We start from the raw sequence: 18,006 nt of genomic DNA, 5'->3' as shown, positions 1-18,006 counted from the left end.
TGGATGTATACTCCCCCTTATCTGGATATGGTATCAATTAGGGTGGATTGTTGATGAGCATCCAGTAGAATCCCAGGGTGGATACTGCTTCGATGAAATCATCGAATTCCACTGGTTTGCTGACATAGCTATTTACTCCTAACTTGTAACTTTCTACTATATCCCGGTCCTCCTGGGAGGAAGTTAGAACAACCACGGGTATGCGGCTGGTTCGCTCATCAGCTTTGATCTTCTGCAAGACTTCCAGCCCATCTACTTTGGGCATTCGCAGATCCAGTAATATGAGTTTAGGAAAGTTTTCAACATCCCTATGGGCAAACTGTCCGGTTGCGAATATAAATTCCAGAGCTTCAGCCCCATCTTTTACCCAGACTACCTGGTTGGCCAGGTTTTTCCTTTTAAGTGCCCTCATGGTAAGCTCGGCATCAGTGGGATTATCTTCCACCAGTAAAATATCAGCCTCTTCAAAATCCATTAACACACCTTCCATTGGTCTTTAATCTAATTTTATTTGTTATTTCTCTTTGATTTCATTTTTAAATCTTTTCTAAAAAATTCATCTTTACTTCGGCTTATCTTTGGGTAGGGTGAAATAGATGGTTGCACCACCATCAACGGATCCTTCACCCCAAACACGTCCACCGTGCCGTCTTACAACCCTTTGGACAATTGAAAGACCAACACCAGTTCCTTCAAATTCTTCAGGACTGTGTAGTCTCTGGAAAAGTCCGAAGAGTTTGTTAATGTATTTCATATCAAAACCGGCTCCGTTGTCCTTAACGTAGTAGGTGATTTCTTTACCCTTAACTTCGCCACCTACTTCAATTATGGCAGGGTCCCGGTTGCGTGTGAATTTAATGGCATTACCAATGAGGTTCTGGAATACCTGTCCCAGCATGGCCCTGTCCCCATAGGCATGTGGAAGATTACCTACAGAGAACTCAATGTTCCGTCCTTCTACATCTGTCTGGAATTCACTGTAAACACTTTTTGCCAGGGCTGCCATGTCCAGTTCGTTGAGTTTCATCTCCTGACGGCTTGCCCGGGATAGGAGGAGGATGTCGTCAATGAGGTGCCCCATTTTGGCAGTGTTATCCCTCACAATGTTCAGTAGTCTTATTCCCTCTTCATCCAGCTTATCCTCATAATCTTCCACCAGTATCCGTGAAAAACCATCGATGGCCCTTAAGGGAACTCTCAAATCATGTGATACTGAATATGCGAATGCTTCCAATTCTTGGTTGGCATCTTCCAGTTTATCAGTTTGAACCTTTAACTTCTGGTTTAGTTCATTGAGTTTTCTTATTTTTTCAATCCTTTCGGCAAGAATAGCCACCAGAACCACTACAATAATAAGCATTAACAAACGGAAGTAATCTTCATTAAGGGACATGTTTAAAACGTTGTACACGGGTTCTATGGCGTATAAAAAAGTAATTAACGCAGGGTTGGCGACCATATTTTACCCCCTTTTTTTATTAAATTGTTAAATGATTTATGTTCGTTATTATACATGTAATTTACCCCTATTCACAACTTTATAAATGTTCCACCCAACTTTGGGACCATTATCACAAATAAGTTTGATTAAATGATTTTATTAGTGGTGATAAGCTTGGAGGCCACATTTGTGCGTAATTTTATTATTGATAGGGGCGTAATTATTATTTATAGGAATATATGGTAATTTGGTTCAATCGATAGAAAAATATTTCGTTCCTAAAAATTATATTACTGCATTTCATTAAAGATCAGTAATGAAAACCAATTAGTCCCCATTAAATTTTTGTATATTGATACAACAAAAGAGGTGTTTAGAGATTATACTGAATCTGAAATGTATGAGGATAAGTATAAAACTTTAGATAATCCCTCATTTAGTTTATATTCATTGATGTTATTGTAATCATTAATTTATCCATTATTATGTTAAAATATAGAAATAAAAATAAAATCAAAGTAAAATAGAAAGGGTTTGGGGTTTAAGATGAAAGATGGGTAAAAAAATGGATGGGTGATGGGAAATGGATGGGTGAAAATTGATTCAACCCTAAACTAGGCCTATGGTTACTTAGCACGGTTATCTGTTCCAGATTCACCAATTTCTTTCCCTGGTTTTATATCATGACTCAATGGTTCTTTTTCATTGGTTAAATCTTCCCCATCAGTTAAAACTTCTTTTAAAAATTCTCCAGTGTAAGAACCACTGGCAGCGATTTCTTCTGGTGTTCCCTGGGCAACCACCATTCCCCCACCATCTCCACCTTCAGGTCCCAGATCAATGATGTGGTCCGCGGTTTTTATAACGTCCAGGTTATGTTCAATGACTATTACCGTGTTTCCACCATCACGCAGCCTTCCCAACACTTCCAACAACTTCCGGATGTCTGCAAAGTGCAGGCCAGTGGTGGGTTCATCCAGTATGTACAGGGTGCGACCGGTACTCTGACGGCTCAACTCTTTGGCCAGTTTCACCCTCTGGGCCTCTCCTCCAGATAAGGTGGTGGCAGGTTGTCCCAGTTTAATGTAACTTAACCCCACATCATCCAGGGTCTGCAGTTTCTTCTTGATACGGGGAATATTCTCAAAGAACTCCAGTGCTTCCTCAACAGTCATGTCCAAAACTTCTGAGATGTTTTTGCCCTTGTAACGAACTTCCAGGGTTTCCTTATTGTACCGTTTACCTTTACAGACCTCACAGGGCACATAGACATCGGCTAGAAAGTGCATCTCGATTTTTATAATACCATCACCGGTACAGGCCTCACATCTTCCGCCTTTAACATTGAAACTGAACCTTCCGGGTTTGTATCCTCGTTTCTTGGAGGTGGGTGTTTGGGCGAATATTTCCCGGATGTAGGTGAACACCCCTGTGTAGGTGGCCGGATTGGAGCGTGGTGTACGGCCAATAGGGGACTGATCAATGATAATTACTTTGTTCACATGTTCTGTGCCGGTGATGGAATCATGCTTACCGGGATTCATGTGTTTATGGTTTAAAGTCCCATAAAGTCCTTTGTATAATACATCGTTGATGAGTGTGCTTTTACCTGACCCTGAAACTCCAGTAATGCAGGTAAAGACTCCCATGGGAAATTCAACATTGATATTCTGAAGGTTATGCTCCCTGGCACCATTAACTGTTAAATAATTACCATTGGGGGTGGTACGTTCTGAAGGGAGGGGTATGGTTTCCTGTCGGGAGAGATAATGGCCGGTTATTGAGTCTGGGTTTTCCATTATGTCCTGGGGAGTTCCAGTGGCAGTGATCCAGCCACCGTGTTCCCCTGCACCGGGACCAATATCCACCACATAATCAGCGTGGAGTATGGTGTCTTCATCGTGTTCAACCACAATGAGGGTGTTTCCAATATCTCTCAGCTTTTTAAGGGTTTCAATGAGTCTGTGGTTATCACGCTGGTGCAGGCCGATACTGGGTTCATCCAAAATGTACAAAACACCCACCAGTCCCGAGCCGATCTGAGTGGCCAGACGTATTCTCTGGGCTTCTCCGCCGGATAAACTACCTGAAGATCTGGCTAGGGTGATATAATCCAAACCCACATCTTTCAGGAACTTTAAACGTTCTTTTATCTCCTTCAAGACTTCCTGGCCAATGAACTGCTCCCTATCAGATAACTCCAATGATTCAAAGAACTGGTATGAAGTTTTAATGGGCATTTCCACTACTTGTGTGATGGAGTTACTTCCCACAGTGACGCTACGACTTTCCGGTCGCAGACGGGTTCCGTTACAAGCTGGACATTTACGGTCACTCATGAAGTGACCCATGTAACTTCGCATGTAATTGGACTTGGTTTCCATGAATATACGTTCCATCCGCTTTACCACGCCCTCAAAGTAGCGGTGAACACGGTGGAGGCGGTTCTTCCTCTGGAACTCGAATTCGATCTTATCTGGTGAACCATATAGGATGATTTCCTGATATTTCTGGGGCAGGTCCTGGAATGGAGTATCCATGCTGAAACCATAGTGATCAGCCACTGCCTTTAACATCTGTCCGTAATAGTTATCACGGTGTTTAGATTTACTCCATGGCAGGATAGCTCCATCATTTAAGGATAGTGTGGGGTCAGGCACCACTAGATCTGCATCGATTTCCAGTTTACTTCCCAGTCCATTACACTCGGGACAGGCTCCATGGGGACTGTTGAAGGAGAACATCCGGGGGCTGATCTCCTCGAAGTTGATCCCGCAGTCAGTACAGGCGAAGTGTTCGCTATAAATTTTCTCTTTATGGGGTTCCCCTTCACTGTAAGCGACAATCAGGAGGCCTTCACCCAGTTCCAGGGCGGTTTCTACAGAATCTGCCAGTCGACTTTCAAAATCACGGTCATAACGGATGACGAGGCGATCCACCACAACTTCTATACTGTGTTTGAAGTTTTTCTCCAGCTGGAATTCATTATCCATGCTCTGGATTTCACCATCAACCCTCACCCTTACGAATCCCTTACGCCTCAAGTCCTCAAACACCTTTTGGTGTTCTCCCTTGCGGTCCCTCACCAGGGGTGCCAGTATCTGTATTTTACTCCCTTCCTTTCCCTGTAGTATACTATCTACTATCTGGCCTGCAGTCTGCTGGCTTATGGCCTGACCGCACTGGTGACAGTGGGGTATTCCGATACGTGCAAATAAAAGTCTCAAGTAGTCGTATATCTCTGTCACGGTTCCTACAGTTGAACGGGGGTTCATACGGGTGGTTTTCTGGTCAATGGATATGGCAGGGGACAGTCCCTCAATGTAATCTACTTCTGGTTTTTTCATTTGACCCAGAAATTGTCGAGCATAGGCAGAGAGGGATTCCACGTAGCGTCTCTGGCCCTCGGCGTAAATAGTGTCAAAGGCCAGGGAAGACTTACCAGAACCACTTAACCCAGTGATCACCACGAACTTATCTCTAGGAATCTCCAAGTCAATGTTTTTAAGATTGTGCTCCCGGGCTCCTTTAATTAAAATAATTTCTTTCTTATTATTCATCAGTCTGAAACTCCTTCTAGACTTAATAATCAGTTATAACTCTTCTTAGTTTTCAATAATCAGCTAATAATCATAGGCTCTAAGTTTTATTCATAGGCTCTAAGTTTTTAATTCATCGATCCAATGATGATCAGTCTAAACTCCTTCCAGGATCAATATTTTATCCCGGATTTGGGCTGCCTCTTCAAAGTCCAGTCTGGAAGCTGCTTTTTTCATTTCCTCTTTCAAATCCTTTATCAGAAGACGCAGTTCATCTTTAGGCATTTTCTCAACATCATCACGCATAATAACGTCTTTTTCTTTAGTTTTCTCTTTCAACGTCCGCTCTGTACTTCTGGGGGTGATCCCGTGATCTTGATTATATTTTATCTGCAATTCTCGGCGGTGATTGGTTATATCAACTGCATTTCGAACTGAGTCAGTTATTTTGTCTGCGTAAATAATCACTTGGCCTTCCACGTTACGTGCAGCCCGTCCAATGGTCTGGATAAGTGCTGGTTGGGAGCGGAGAAATCCTTCCTTATCTGCATCCAATATGCCTACCAGGCCCACTTCTGGGAGGTCTAAACCTTCCCTGAGTAGGTTAACTCCTACCAAACAGTCGAATTCTCCTCTGCGCAGGTCATCGATAATGTCAATCCTTTCCAGGGTGCTGATCTCCGAGTGCAGGTAACGAACCTTAACACCAGCCCGGGCATAGTAATCAGTAAGGTCTTCGGCCATGCGTTTAGTTAGGGTGGTCACCAGGACCCTCTGATTTTTTTCAGTTTTTTGCCGTATCTGACCCAGCAAATGATCAACCTGGCCTTGGACAGGGTACAACATTATTTCAGGGTCCACCAGGCCAGTGGGTCGGATAATCTGCTCCACCACTTGTTTTGATAGGTTTAACTCGTACTGAGCAGGGGTGGCTGAGACATAGATCACCTGGTTCTGGAGACTTTGGAACTCTTCAAAGTTCAGAGGTCTATTTTCACGGGCAGACGGCAGGCGGAACCCATAATCAACCAGAACATCCTTACGTGCCCGGTCACCAGCGTACATCCCCCTGATCTGGGGTACAGTCACGTGGGATTCATCGATGATGGTTAAATAGTCATCTGGGAAGTAACGCAGTAAACTGTATGGTGTTTCTCCCCACTGACGGCCGGAGATATGCATACTGTAATTTTCAATTCCCTGACAGTAACCCATTTCTTTTAACATTTCCAGATCGAACTTGGTGCGCTGTTCCAGACGTTGAGCTTCAACCAGTTTATTTTCAGCCTCCAAAACGCGGAGTCTGTCTTCCAGTTCATCTTCAATCTTTTTCAGGGCTTTGTTCATTTTTTCGGGTGAGGTTACAAAGTGTTTGGCTGGAAAAACTACTATTTTGTCCATCTGGCGAGTCACATTGCCTCTTACATGGTCAATGAATGATAGGCCATCCACTTCGTCACCGAAAAGTTCCACTCTGATTGCTGTTTTTCCTTCGGCCGGGAAGATTTCAACCACATCTCCTCTTACTCTGAATTTCCCCCGGCTGAAATCAATATCATTCCTTTCATACTGCATTTCAACCAGTTTGGAGATTATTTCTTCCCTTTCTATCTGCTGACCCATCTCCAGTTGGAGTACTAGGTTTCCGTAGTCTTCTGGGGCACCGATACCATAAATACAAGACACACTGGATACCACAATCACATCGTCCCTGCTCATGAGAGATTGGGTGGTACTGTGCCTCATCATATCAATTTCCTCATTAATAGATGACTCTTTATCGATGTAAGTATCGCTTTGGGGTACGTAGGCCTCTGGCTGATAATAATCGTAGTAACTGACGAAGTATTCCACGGCGTTGTTGGGGAACAGTTCTTTGAACTCTTCGTAGAGTTGAGCAGCCAGTGTTTTATTGTGGGATATTACCAGGGTTGGCTTCTGGACTTCTTTGATTACATTGGCCATGGTGAAAGTCTTACCAGAACCAGTAACTCCTAGAAGGGTCTGATGATTCAGTCCCCTGTTTATTCCATCAGATAAAGATTCAATAGCCTTTGGCTGATCGCCTAATGCCTTATAATTTGATACAAGTTCAAATTTTCTCATTTATCAATCCTCTCAGGTCAAAAACAAAAATATTAATTAATGTCATTGTCAGATCTAAAAACAGATTATATTATTTGCCATCCTTTATTATACTATCCTTTCCCAACAATGTTATATATAAGTCACTGATCTACGAACTGTTCGTAGATCCAATTATATATCTATTATATATGTAAATTTAAAAATTAATAATGGCGAATTTGAACACTTTCAAAAATTTGAATTAATTTAAAGTTTGTAAAATGTAGAATTTTTTATTGTGAAATTCTTATAAATATGATATAATTGCAATTTTTAATAGATTTTTTGGGGGATTAAAACATGTCAAAAACCATAAAAGAAATTGGAGAATCGTTAAAAAGGGCAGGAATGCTTGAAACAGCACCATTATGTGTTTATGGATCTGATACTATTCCAGAAGGCGCTGTTCCAATGGTTAACATTGATACTTGTTCTGCCAAGGTTGTATTAGCTGTTGCGGTTCGTAAAGATACCCCTCCTGTTTACATGGGTCATGATTGCCTTAAAGGTGTTTGTATGGGGGGAATCACCTGGCTGGGATATGCTAAAAAGATTTCACCTTACATCCGATATTTTGTATCCACCGGGCATGAAAATTTCAGAGGCGGAATTGCAGAGTATTTAAAGGCCAGCCCTGAGTTATTTGACAAATTTAGAGAATCAATCGGTGAAATTACCTTACCTGGGAAGTATTTGGTGGTAAGTACCTGTGATGATTTTGCAGAAAATGAGGATAATTCTGGTGAAGATCATGCGGTTCAATCAGTTTTATGCTTCGGAAATGGGCAGCAAATACGAAATCTGTGTAGTTTAATTCATTTCAGAACAGAAAACCCATTTGAATCTATAATTGCCCCCTTTGGTCCAGCTTGTGCAACAATGATAACCTATCCTGCACACATGGCCCAAAAAACTCCTAAAAACACTGCATTCATAGGTCCTATTGATCCCACTGGTAACTCCTGGTTCCCCACTGATTACATGGCACTGGGAATCCCCCTGAACATGGCCCGAGATATGTGCCAGGACCTGGAAGAATCATTCGCAGTTAAAAGACCTGAAGTTGCATATCCGCTGGAAAGAAAAGACGTGAACTTAAGAAATGAAATCTGAAAATAAATGAATATCATTTTTTTTATAAATTCTACTCGTGGAATAATTCATTAAAATCATGTTTAATTTAAGTTAAGAGGATTAATTTTGTCAGCTACAATTAGTAACCCCAATGATTTACCTGAAAAACCAGGTGTATATCTCCTGAAGGATGTTCAGGATGAGATCTTGTATGTGGGAAAGGCAAAATCTCTTAAAAAGAGGGTTAAAAGTTACTTTAAAGAAGAACTGGAAGATCCCAAAACCAGGGTTTTGATGCGTCACTTTCATCATATGGATTACCTGGTAACTGATACTGAGAAAGAGGCCCTTATTTTAGAATCTAACCTTATAAAGAAACATTTACCCCGTTACAACATACGCCTTAAGGATGATAAACGTTTCCCCTATTTGCAGATAACCTCTGAGGACTATCCTCGGTTGCTCATAACCCGTAGTGTTCGGGAGGATGGTTCTCATTACTATGGACCCTTTACTGATGTCACATCTGTCAGGAGTTTGCTGAAACTCTTAAAACCAGTGTTCCAGCTCAGGGATTGTAAACGCATGGATGGTCCCTGTCTAAACTATCAGATTGATCTGTGCCCTGCACCATGCAGTGGCCAGGTCACCAGGAAATACTACCATGAAAACGTGGAAAAGGTCAAATTGTTTCTGGAAGGCCGGCAAAAAGAGGTTATGGACCTCCTAAAAAAAGAGATGGAACAGGCAGCCGCAAATCATGACTATGAAAAGGCAGTGGTTATAAGGGATCAGTTATTCTCTCTGGACGAGGTTATGGAGAAACAGAAGATGGAATTTAACCGTAGCCTTGACCAGGATGTCATAGCTACTGCCAATGATGGGAAAATCGTGGTAGTGGTTGTTTTCAGAGTAATGAATGGTAAAATCATGGGAAAAGATGATTTCCTAATGGAAGGAGCCCAGGAAAACTCACCTCCTGAGATTTTGGCGGCATTCATCAAACAGTACTATTCCGGTCCCCGCCAGGTACCTGCAGAAATTCTACTTCCAGTTATGATTGATGACAGGGATCTTATTGAGAAGTGGTTGTCGGATAAAATTCGTGCTGGTGAGTACGATGCCTCAGATGGTACGGTTGATGTTGAAGGTTTATCTATGGATCCTAACACTTTTGCAGTGTCATTGAGGGTGCCGGATGAGGGATTGGAGTATCGTCTGGTGCAAATGGTAACTAAAAATGCCAGCATAATCTTAAACCATCATAAACAAGCCAGAGGAGCTTTACTCGATCTAAAAACCTATCTTAAAATACCCCGAATTCCACGCCGCATTGAAGCCTTTGATATATCAAATCTCGCCGGGCAGATGGCTGTAGCCTCCATGGTTGTATTTGAAGATGGTAAGCCATCAAAAAACCATTACCGGAAATATAAACTGGAAACACCCGGGCCAGATGATTATGGTATGATGCGGGAAGTACTAATGAGGAGATATAAAAAACTCAAGGACAAGGGAGAAACACCACCTGATCTAGTGGTTGTTGACGGGGGTCGGGGTCAGTTAAATGTTGCAATAGATGTTTTAGATTCATTGGGTATAAAAACAGGAGTCATAGGTTTGGCCAAAGAATTTGAACAGGTTTTCATACCGGAAGTTGCCATTCCACTTATCTTACCTTCCAACTCCCCTGCATTACACATCTTGCAGCGGGTTCGTGATGAGGCCCATCGTTTTGCAGTGAAATATCATAAAAATCTCAGAGACCGGAATCTTAAGACTTCTCCTCTGGATGAAATTCCAGGCATTGGACCCAAACGTAAAATGAACATACTGAGACATTTTGGTGATTTTGAATCAATAAAAAATGCCAGTATTGATGAAATAACAGAAGTTAAGGGAATACATAGAAATTTAGCCAGTGAAATATATGGATATCTTCACCATGCGAAGGATTGAGCATTAGTTTTATTATAATGTGATTAATCAGTAAAACTAATAATAAATCTTATAAGGTTCAAATTGAAAGATAATGTTAGAGAAATCTACATTACATATGAATGGGGAATGGAATGTCTGAAGTGAAAATCCTGATTGTGGAAGATGAAAGCATAGTGGCTATGGATATTAAACACCGGGCTGAAGGCCTGGGTTACGAAGTCACTGCCATAACACCCTCTGGAGAGGAAGCTCTGGAGCATGTGGCTGATAACCGGCCGGATCTGGTGCTGATGGATATTGTTCTCAAGGGAGAAATGGATGGTATTGAGGCAGCACAAAAGATAAGAGATGCCTATGATGTCCCAGTAGTCTATTTAACTGCTTATTCGGATGAAAGAACCCTGAAACGAGCTAAAATAACTGAACCATTTGGTTACATAATCAAACCTTTTGAAGATAGGGAACTTCACAGTGCAGTGGAGGTAGCTCTCTACAAACACCAAATGGAAAGTAAACTCAAAGAAAGTGAAAAATGGTTATCCACTACCCTGGAAAGTATTGGAGACGCAGTTATTGCCACTGATAAAAATGGTAAAATCAAATTTATGAACCCTGTAGCCAGCCAGCTGACTGGTTGGGATCATGATGCAGCCATTGGCCAACCATTAGATGAGATCTTCAAGATCATTCATGAAGAAAGTGGTGCACCGGTTGATGATCCAGTGGTGAAGGTGGTTGAGAATGATGCCATAATTGATCTACCCCCTCAGGTACTTTTGATTAATAAAAAGGGGGAACCGGTACCTATTGATGATAGTAGTGCCCCTATTAAGGATGAAAATGGGAGCATAATTGGTGTGGCTCTGGTCTTCCGTGATGTGACCCAGCGTCGAAGGGAAGTCAAGGAAAGAGAAGAATTATTGAAGGATAAAGCCCGGGGAGAACTTTCCAGTTTCATGGTCAGTGCACTGCCAGTATTTGCCTCTAACATCCCCCCTCAAATAAGAGATAACATTGCCCGTAGTTTTGCAGACAGGTTTGAGAAAAACATGAAACCCCTATTCCTGGAGGAAATGGAAAAATGCCAGATTAACAAAGGTGATAATGCCTTAGCTGACCAAAAAGTATTATTCCAGTGCTATCTCTCCTGGATCAGTGAATTCATGTCTAATCTGGGCATTGTAACTGATACGGACATTGAGAAGAGAAAAAGTTATCTGAATTTCGCCAACTGTCCCTGGACAAATGAAGAAAGTGTCAGCCCAATCTTTTGTTTAATTTGCAGGGCAATTGTTATACGTAGCTTCACATGGACATCCCTCCATGGACATGTGGAACAGAGCCAGTGCCTACTTGATGATAATGATAAATGCTCCTTTGAATTCATAATTTCATGGGATGATAATTAATATTTAGCACAAATAAATCAATTAACTACCACAAATAAATCCATTTAACATTTTAACTGGGGGTTTAATCTTTGGAACGAATCAAAACAGGAATAAATGGAATAGACCAGTTTACAGGTGGACTTCCCCGAGGGAAAACAATACTCATCACTGGAGATGCGGGTTCAGGTAAAACCATATTCGGTTTGCAATTCGCCCTAACCAGCTGCCAGCAGAACATTAAAACAGTTTACATCACCACAGAAGAAGATTCGAAGGATCTATTCATCCAGGGCGAAACTTTCGGATGGGATATCCGATCAGCCACTGATAATGGTCTGTTACGCTTCATTGAACTAGCTGGTATCCGGGCCCGAGTAACTGAGGCTGAAATCAGCATCGATGTGGGGGCAATGAAGGGTAATTTCTCTAAATTCTTGAAAGACCTCCCTGAAGACACAGAAACAGTTATAATTGATAATATTGGCAGTTATACAGCTAAGCTCACCCCCTATGAATTCCGTGATCGTTTTGACCTTCTGGTATACGAATTAAAAGAACGTAATATAACTGCACTCATCATTTTAGACAGTGCAACTTCAAGAGAATTCAACGAAATCGCCCTATTCTCCGTTTATGGTGCCATAAAACTCATGAAACGTGAAAACCCTTACACTGGCCGCAGGGAGAGGGTGATGGATGTGGTTAAAATGAGGAGCACCAAAACACCCACCCAGTTCATGACCTATGAGATAAACAATAATGGTATTGACATCATTTCTGGAGTGGAAAGTAAAGAATAAAATACGGGTTTTTGGAGCTAGTGATTTTTTCCTTGTGGATGAGAGTTCACGATTTCTTCTTAAAAAAGTAATAAATTGAACCGAAATAGTAGTTACATTACAGTTCTATGTAACTAATGTATCCTCTTTAATTCCACTCTATTTTTGTGAAACATAGGTTGTGGGTATGTTTGGCCTGCTGGTAGAAGTGTTGTTGTTAGAGTTGTCTTGAACTGGATTGCTGACTACTTGTGTGTTTTCTGGGTTTGTTTGTGTATTATCTGTTCCTGGTGAGTTTATTATTTTGTTCAAAGCCACTGCCCCAATTATTAACAGAATAATAATTATTAATACTATTACTTTGTTCATATATAATACACCTTAGATCGTATTCATCCAAATTTTTTATTTTTCACTTTTTGATTTATCTTTTATTCTTTAAATCTTTTAATTATTAATTTCCACCCTAAATTATTATTTCTGTGTTATGTTGAAATATTTGAACTGTAAAAGAAGATTTGGCAGGAAAATATAAAAATGACAAATTAAAAGTTAAAAAGTGCTTAAAGTCTATTAAGCACGGCTAAAATGAGTTTAACAGCATTTTCCACATCCTTGATATTAACCACACTCACTGGTGTGTGAATGTAACGTGATGGTGGTGAAATAACCCCAGTAGGGATACCTTCTCTGGTGAGGTGGATGGCAGTGGCATCTGTGGTTCCGCCTTCGCTAACTTCTAACTGGTATGGTATTTCTTCTTCCTCTGCAACCTGGATCAGTAATTCTTTCACCTGTGGGTGGGTGATGATTCCCCTTCCACTGGCATCGGTGAGTATTATACACGGTCCTTCACCTGCCTTGGCAGGAGCGTCTTCTTCCTTCATACCAGGGTGGTCGCCGGATATGGTAACATCCAGGGCCAGGGCCATGTCCGGGTTGATGCGGTAGGCGGCAGTTCTGGCTCCTTTAAGGCCTACTTCTTCTTGAACAGTTCCCACTCCATAGATGGTGGCATCGCTACGGGCTCGTTTCATGACTTCCACCATGATGGCACAGCCCACTCGGTTGTCCATGGCATTTCCCATTACTAGATCATTTTTAAGTTCTGCAAATTTCTGTTTAATGGTTATGGGATCCCCTACATTCACCATTCCTTCGGCATCTTCCTTGTTTGAGGCGCCGATATCGATGAACATATTCTCATATTGCACAGGTTTCTTCTTTTCAGCTGCTTTCATCCGGTGAGGAGGTTTACTTCCCACAACACCCAGTGTTTTTTCACCATTACTGTGGATGTACACTTCCTGGTTGAGGAGCATCTGGTCGTTTATTCCTCCCAGCTTGGAGAATTTGATGAATCCTTCTTTATCAATGTACCTTACCATAAGGCCTATTTCGTCCATGTGGGCGGCTAACATCACTTTTTTCCCATCGGGCTTCCCATTTTTAGTTGCGATGAGGTTACCCATATTATCCACAGCTAAGTCATCCACATGTCCTTTCAACTCTTCCATCATAAGATTGCGAACTTCATCTTCAAATCCAGATACACCAGATGCATTCGATAGTTTTTCTAGTAATTGTTTCATATATTAACCTCTCAATTTTAAAATAAAATGTAACAAATATAATATTCTAGGAATGTAATTTTCAATATTATTCACTAAAAATATAGTGGTATGATTAAAATGATTTAACCAGAATTAAAATTCCTATTAGGATCAGAACGATTGGTCCAGCCTGTTCCTGGAGGAATGTAAGTGGTATAACTCCCAGATTCACACCGTACCATACCAAACCTATTAGGATAAAACATATGCTGATATAGATGCCCCATTTATTTATATTTCTCTTTTTTTGGGGTTTGGCAGATTCAGGTTTGCTAATTTTTATATCTTCATTTATATCTTTATCCATTTTCAATCCTCTGTATCTTCTTTTAAATCTTTTAATGCCTTTTTGTATCTTGAATTTTATTTTGAGTTCATTTATGCTAGCCTGATGTTATAATTGTGTTTAGAAGTGTTCAGGGTCAAATTCTGGATAATTGGGTTGGTTAGGTTAGAGTTCATGTTCTTTTTTGGAGAATATCCTTGGGAGATGAGGGAGTTATAAACGCCGGTTAAAGCAGTGTTCTGAATTGGATCATTTTTATAATTAAGATTAATAAGTACAGTTATGTTTTGAGCTCCGCTCATTTGGATTGCGTCAACTCGTACTGGTAACATCCCGGGGGTTGTAATTCCCATTGCAGTTGTGGCATTTGTAGCTCCTAATCTGGTTGCAGTTGCAATGTTGTTCTGTTCATTTTGATCACTAACGTAATTTGCGACCAAAAGTACAACCAGCAGGATGAAAGCTAAAATAAGGATCAATTCTACAGATATTTGCCCCTTTTTATCCATGATAACCCTTTTCCTTTTTCTATTATTAATAATTTTAATAATTATTAGTTTAATATCCTTCTATTTGTCTTTTATAATTTAATTATATCTTGACATTATTATTAATTGTGTTTAAAGTCTGCTGTGAATTATAGTATTTTATTGGAATAAAGTAATAAATACAAAGTTATATTATTGAATATATCCAAAAAACTTAATAATATAGAATTATATAAAATAAATATCTTATATTTACCATATTAACAGGAGATGGACATTCTGAGGCTATTCAAAAGTGATTCGGGGGGCTTTGCATTATCCCTTGACCTACTACTTGCTCTTATTCCCATTACTATACTACTTGGTTTAGTGGCGGCTAATATGGGCAATATTATGTATGATACTCAGGATACCATTTATAGAAGTTCACTGGAACGTGTTTCAGCAGACACTGTTAATAGTCTTTTGAAAACATCAGGGGATCCATATAATTGGGAGACCAATCCGTCACAAGTAAATGTTGTGGGGGTTGCCCAGTATGATCCTAGTAGTAAAAAACCAATTGAGTATACACTATCTACTAAAAAGATGGCCATGTTAAAAAGTACTATTGGACAAACTAAGACACAGAGTATGATTGGTGATCAGTATGGGTTTTACATTACTCTCAGCCCATTAAATTCAACTGAAACTATTGTCTGGAACCTTACCAGTACTGGAACTCCTAAAGAAAGTGCTAAAGATATTGTAAAAATAGAAAGAGATGTTCTTTATAATCCTTTTAATAGTGATGTATTAACTTCAATTAAGAATGCAGGTCATGGTACTGGAAAACCCAAAGACTATGGTTCTGAGCCATTTCCCACTAATCAATATGATCTGGAAATATATGATTATTATATACTCATTTTCAATAGAGGAGTAACATCTACATCAGTTTATATCAATCAATATCAAGTTATGAGTGAAAATGATTTTAAAGGTCATGACAAGTATTCAAATTGGACTATGGCTATACCTGAAAGTTATTTAAAAGATGGAACAAACCTAGAAAATAATTTTTTATATTTGAAGAAGGTTGCTAGTACTCCTACTACTGATATGGATGCTTATGTGATCCGGGTCCCCAAAGGAACTCTACCTAGTGAAATAACTGCTGTTAATGCATTACCTCAAAGTTACAGATTCCAGTTTTATGCATGGACTAAGTGATTTAAATGGATGAAAAAGGTTTTATATTCACTGCTGATGCCACCCTGGCCCTGGTGGTAGTTATAGTATTTACTGTAACTGTGGCAAGTTACATCATGCTCCCTATGTACATGGGGCAGGAACACCAGCATCTGGAAGCACTGGCTGATAGTGCACTACAAGTTATGGAACAGGATGGAACTTTAGATTCCGCTTCTGTTGCTGCGCTGAGTAATTCTTCTAATGCCACTAATGAATCTAAGATGATTCTGAGCTCATCCGTAGACAATTTGATACCTAATGGAATTGGATACAGGTTAACCATCGATCCTGGAACACCCGTCTCTGTGGAAAGAGATTCAAGTATGAACACTAGCTATTTATACAATAAAGACACTGTCACCCGGGTAAGGGTTATTTCTGGACCACAAGAAGGATGGTGGGGACGGGCATGGTTTAAATCTGAGCCGGTTGAATTTACCAATCAACAAGTTAATCTTACTACCACTTCCTGGATATTCCACAACTGGCTTACCAACTTTTATCCATGGAGTCAAAGTGGTAATTTGAGGACATATTCCTATTGGGGTAGTGGAACTACTCCTCAGGCCATTAGTTTTACCATACCTGACGGGGCTACTATCTATGGGGCTAAATACTTACAAGGTTCTTCAAGTGATAACCGATATAGCTGGCCGACAACGAACCCTGCTTTTGGGACTAACACAGTAATAAATAGCAAGCCCGCACTTGTTGTTAATTCAAACCAATTCACATTTCTTAATAAGAGGGTGGATTCAAGTGAACTTATGTATAACTATCAAGGAAACATATCACAATCTCTCCTGAATCCTGGTTTAAATAATTTCTATGTTAATTTTATCACGAATTCTAATTATGATTATAATATGCCCTGGTTTTCTATTCTATCAACCTATGCCACGAATATTACTGTTCCAGTTAACGTGAGTACAAATAAAATTCCCTTCCAAAATGCCGCTGGTTTGGCTGTAGACAGATTAACTGACTTGGGAGCTGGTAATGGTTATGGTCGTATATACAACCTTGAAACCGGTCAGGTGACTAACCTTAATTATTTAAGAGAAATCAGTTGGAATGATATGTACAACCATGATCATTCCTATTCTGATGGCATCCCCTTTGTTATCACTGGTGTAAATGGTGAAGACGGTTCTGCAGTCTCTGTTGTTAAGGATGTTAATATCCCTTCTGATAACAACATTTTGGATGCTTATGTGGTTGTAAACAGCTGGGGGGCAGTAGATAATACACTGGTAGAAGTGTGGGATGATCAATCCAACGATTGGAGAACAGTATTCTGTTCCTTTGATATAGGTGAGGCAGAGTACAGTGACCTGTCTGATGGTTACGGTAATCTTCCCGGAACTATTTATATAGGGAAGGAACTAATGCAGGGAGCAAACAACAAGGTGAGAATAACTACATGGGACAATGTTCCCTCCTCTGATTATGACCTTGTTGGTCTGCAGGATTCTTACATCATGCTTTCCACCAGTGAATACAAAATAAAATGGGATACTTATCCATTTGACAGTCATCAAGCCAGTGATAATAGTGAAGTGCAGACTAAAGCGTTTACACTTACTGAAGACAGTCAGAAAGCAATGCTCTTTTTGGGTTTGGGACTTAACACTCGAAATGTCCGGGTAGATTATGGTAATAATCAGATATTATACCAGGGTTCAGTAGTACCATTCTCTCTGGATCTAGCTGCATTGGATGCTCAGAAGGGGTTCCATAAGATCACTACAGCCAACTCCACTGCAACAAATTATACTCTCGTACCTGGAAATTATCCTTTAAGAATTACAGTTACTGGGCCTAGTAAAGCATGGGAATCTGGTGATTATCAATCATTAAGTACAGGTACTGCTTCAATATTTTCAGGTACCCGGATTGGCGTAATCAATCCCCAGATTCAGAATGAATGGTCAACTGGTATGGGAAGTACTGCGGAAGAAGCTATGCAAAATGCTACAGCTAATCTGCTCGACAAATATCCTGGAGCTCAAAATATACATACTTCTGCTTTATTTGCGGGTAACACTCCTAATTCGGTCACAGTCCGCTTAGATTTATGGAATCAATAGGAAT

General features: G+C 40.3%; 14 protein-coding genes. 6 read left to right on the top strand and 8 right to left on the bottom strand.

What is annotated here, in order from left to right:
- Window positions 1-37: 37 nt before the first annotated feature.
- The 4 genes from HY987_RS12010 to uvrB all read right to left on the bottom strand — a co-directional run bounded on the left by HY987_RS12010 (window position 38) and on the right by uvrB (window position 7,086).
- Complete coding sequence (locus HY987_RS12010) at window positions 38-475, bottom strand: response regulator (RefSeq protein WP_292759055.1); 438 nt, start codon at window positions 473-475, stop codon at window positions 38-40.
- Between the two features lie 87 nt (window positions 476-562).
- Window positions 563-1,459, bottom strand: a complete 897-nt coding sequence (locus HY987_RS12005) for an ATP-binding protein (protein ID WP_292759052.1) — start codon at window positions 1,457-1,459, stop codon at window positions 563-565.
- Window positions 1,460-2,067: 608 nt separating this feature from the next.
- The gene (gene uvrA / locus HY987_RS12000; RefSeq protein ID WP_292759431.1) at window positions 2,068-5,004 is read right to left on the bottom strand and encodes an excinuclease ABC subunit UvrA; all 2,937 of its coding nucleotides are present in this window, start codon (window positions 5,002-5,004) and stop codon (window positions 2,068-2,070) included.
- Window positions 5,005-5,136: 132 nt separating this feature from the next.
- Window positions 5,137-7,086, bottom strand: coding sequence for an excinuclease ABC subunit UvrB (gene uvrB / locus HY987_RS11995; RefSeq protein ID WP_292759049.1), 1,950 nt, complete (start codon window positions 7,084-7,086; stop codon window positions 5,137-5,139).
- Window positions 7,087-7,407: 321 nt separating this feature from the next.
- Here uvrB and HY987_RS11990 point away from each other — a divergent pair, with 321 nt between their 5' ends.
- The 4 genes from HY987_RS11990 (at window position 7,408) to HY987_RS11975 (ending at window position 12,313) form a co-directional block, all read left to right on the top strand.
- Window positions 7,408-8,220: a DUF169 domain-containing protein gene (locus tag HY987_RS11990; RefSeq protein WP_292759044.1), complete on the top strand. Its 813-nt coding sequence runs from the start codon at window positions 7,408-7,410 to the stop codon at window positions 8,218-8,220.
- Between the two features lie 87 nt (window positions 8,221-8,307).
- Window positions 8,308-10,140 carry an excinuclease ABC subunit UvrC gene (gene uvrC, locus HY987_RS11985; RefSeq protein WP_292759041.1) on the top strand — a complete coding sequence of 611 codons (1,833 nt, stop codon included), beginning with the start codon at window positions 8,308-8,310 and terminating at the stop codon, window positions 10,138-10,140.
- Between the two features lie 113 nt (window positions 10,141-10,253).
- Window positions 10,254-11,531, top strand: coding sequence for a GGDEF domain-containing response regulator (locus tag HY987_RS11980; protein WP_292759037.1), 1,278 nt, complete (start codon window positions 10,254-10,256; stop codon window positions 11,529-11,531).
- 71 nt (window positions 11,532-11,602) lie between these two features.
- On the top strand, window positions 11,603-12,313 hold the full coding sequence (locus HY987_RS11975) for an ATPase domain-containing protein (RefSeq protein ID WP_292759034.1): 711 nt from the start codon (window positions 11,603-11,605) through the stop codon (window positions 12,311-12,313).
- Between the two features lie 138 nt (window positions 12,314-12,451).
- Here the strand turns inward: HY987_RS11975 and HY987_RS11970 are convergent, their stop codons facing one another.
- The 4 genes from HY987_RS11970 to HY987_RS11955 form a co-directional block, all read right to left on the bottom strand.
- Window positions 12,452-12,661 (bottom strand): hypothetical protein, encoded by a 210-nt coding sequence (locus HY987_RS11970; RefSeq protein ID WP_292759031.1) that lies wholly within the window; start codon window positions 12,659-12,661, stop codon window positions 12,452-12,454.
- 194 nt (window positions 12,662-12,855) lie between these two features.
- Window positions 12,856-13,884, bottom strand: coding sequence for a M42 family metallopeptidase (locus tag HY987_RS11965; RefSeq protein WP_292759028.1), 1,029 nt, complete (start codon window positions 13,882-13,884; stop codon window positions 12,856-12,858).
- Window positions 13,885-13,978: 94 nt separating this feature from the next.
- Window positions 13,979-14,212: a hypothetical protein gene (locus HY987_RS11960; RefSeq protein ID WP_292759026.1), complete on the bottom strand. Its 234-nt coding sequence runs from the start codon at window positions 14,210-14,212 to the stop codon at window positions 13,979-13,981.
- A 71-nt stretch (window positions 14,213-14,283) separates the two neighbouring features.
- A complete protein-coding gene (locus HY987_RS11955; protein WP_292759023.1) occupies window positions 14,284-14,700 on the bottom strand; it encodes a class III signal peptide-containing protein in 417 nt (138 codons plus the stop codon).
- Between the two features lie 372 nt (window positions 14,701-15,072).
- Between HY987_RS11955 and HY987_RS11950 the strand changes: the two genes are divergently transcribed.
- Window positions 15,073-15,891 carry a hypothetical protein gene (locus tag HY987_RS11950; RefSeq protein WP_292759020.1) on the top strand — a complete coding sequence of 273 codons (819 nt, stop codon included), beginning with the start codon at window positions 15,073-15,075 and terminating at the stop codon, window positions 15,889-15,891.
- Between the two features lie 5 nt (window positions 15,892-15,896).
- The gene (locus tag HY987_RS11945) at window positions 15,897-18,002 is read left to right on the top strand and encodes a hypothetical protein (protein WP_292759017.1); all 2,106 of its coding nucleotides are present in this window, start codon (window positions 15,897-15,899) and stop codon (window positions 18,000-18,002) included.
- The last annotated feature ends 4 nt before the right edge of the window (window positions 18,003-18,006 follow it).

Source organism: Methanobacterium sp., assembly GCF_016217785.1.
Taxonomy (GTDB): domain Archaea; phylum Methanobacteriota; class Methanobacteria; order Methanobacteriales; family Methanobacteriaceae; genus Methanobacterium.
The sequence above is the reverse complement of the archived record's forward strand: the minus strand, read 5'-3'. Positions and strand labels throughout refer to the sequence as shown.

Coding starts and splice junctions, on each gene's coding strand:
- HY987_RS12010 (WP_292759055.1), bottom strand. CDS start 475: ATGGATTTTGAAGAGGCTGATATTTTACTGGTGGAAGATAATCCCACT.
- HY987_RS12005 (WP_292759052.1), bottom strand. CDS start 1,459: ATGGTCGCCAACCCTGCGTTAATTACTTTTTTATACGCCATAGAACCC.
- uvrB (WP_292759049.1), bottom strand. CDS start 7,086: ATGAGAAAATTTGAACTTGTATCAAATTATAAGGCATTAGGCGATCAG.
- HY987_RS11990 (WP_292759044.1), top strand. CDS start 7,408: ATGTCAAAAACCATAAAAGAAATTGGAGAATCGTTAAAAAGGGCAGGA.
- HY987_RS11980 (WP_292759037.1), top strand. CDS start 10,254: ATGTCTGAAGTGAAAATCCTGATTGTGGAAGATGAAAGCATAGTGGCT.
- HY987_RS11970 (WP_292759031.1), bottom strand. CDS start 12,661: ATGAACAAAGTAATAGTATTAATAATTATTATTCTGTTAATAATTGGG.
- HY987_RS11965 (WP_292759028.1), bottom strand. CDS start 13,884: ATGAAACAATTACTAGAAAAACTATCGAATGCATCTGGTGTATCTGGA.
- HY987_RS11960 (WP_292759026.1), bottom strand. CDS start 14,212: ATGGATAAAGATATAAATGAAGATATAAAAATTAGCAAACCTGAATCT.
- HY987_RS11955 (WP_292759023.1), bottom strand. CDS start 14,700: ATGGATAAAAAGGGGCAAATATCTGTAGAATTGATCCTTATTTTAGCT.
- HY987_RS11950 (WP_292759020.1), top strand. CDS start 15,073: ATGTATGATACTCAGGATACCATTTATAGAAGTTCACTGGAACGTGTT.
- HY987_RS11945 (WP_292759017.1), top strand. CDS start 15,897: ATGGATGAAAAAGGTTTTATATTCACTGCTGATGCCACCCTGGCCCTG.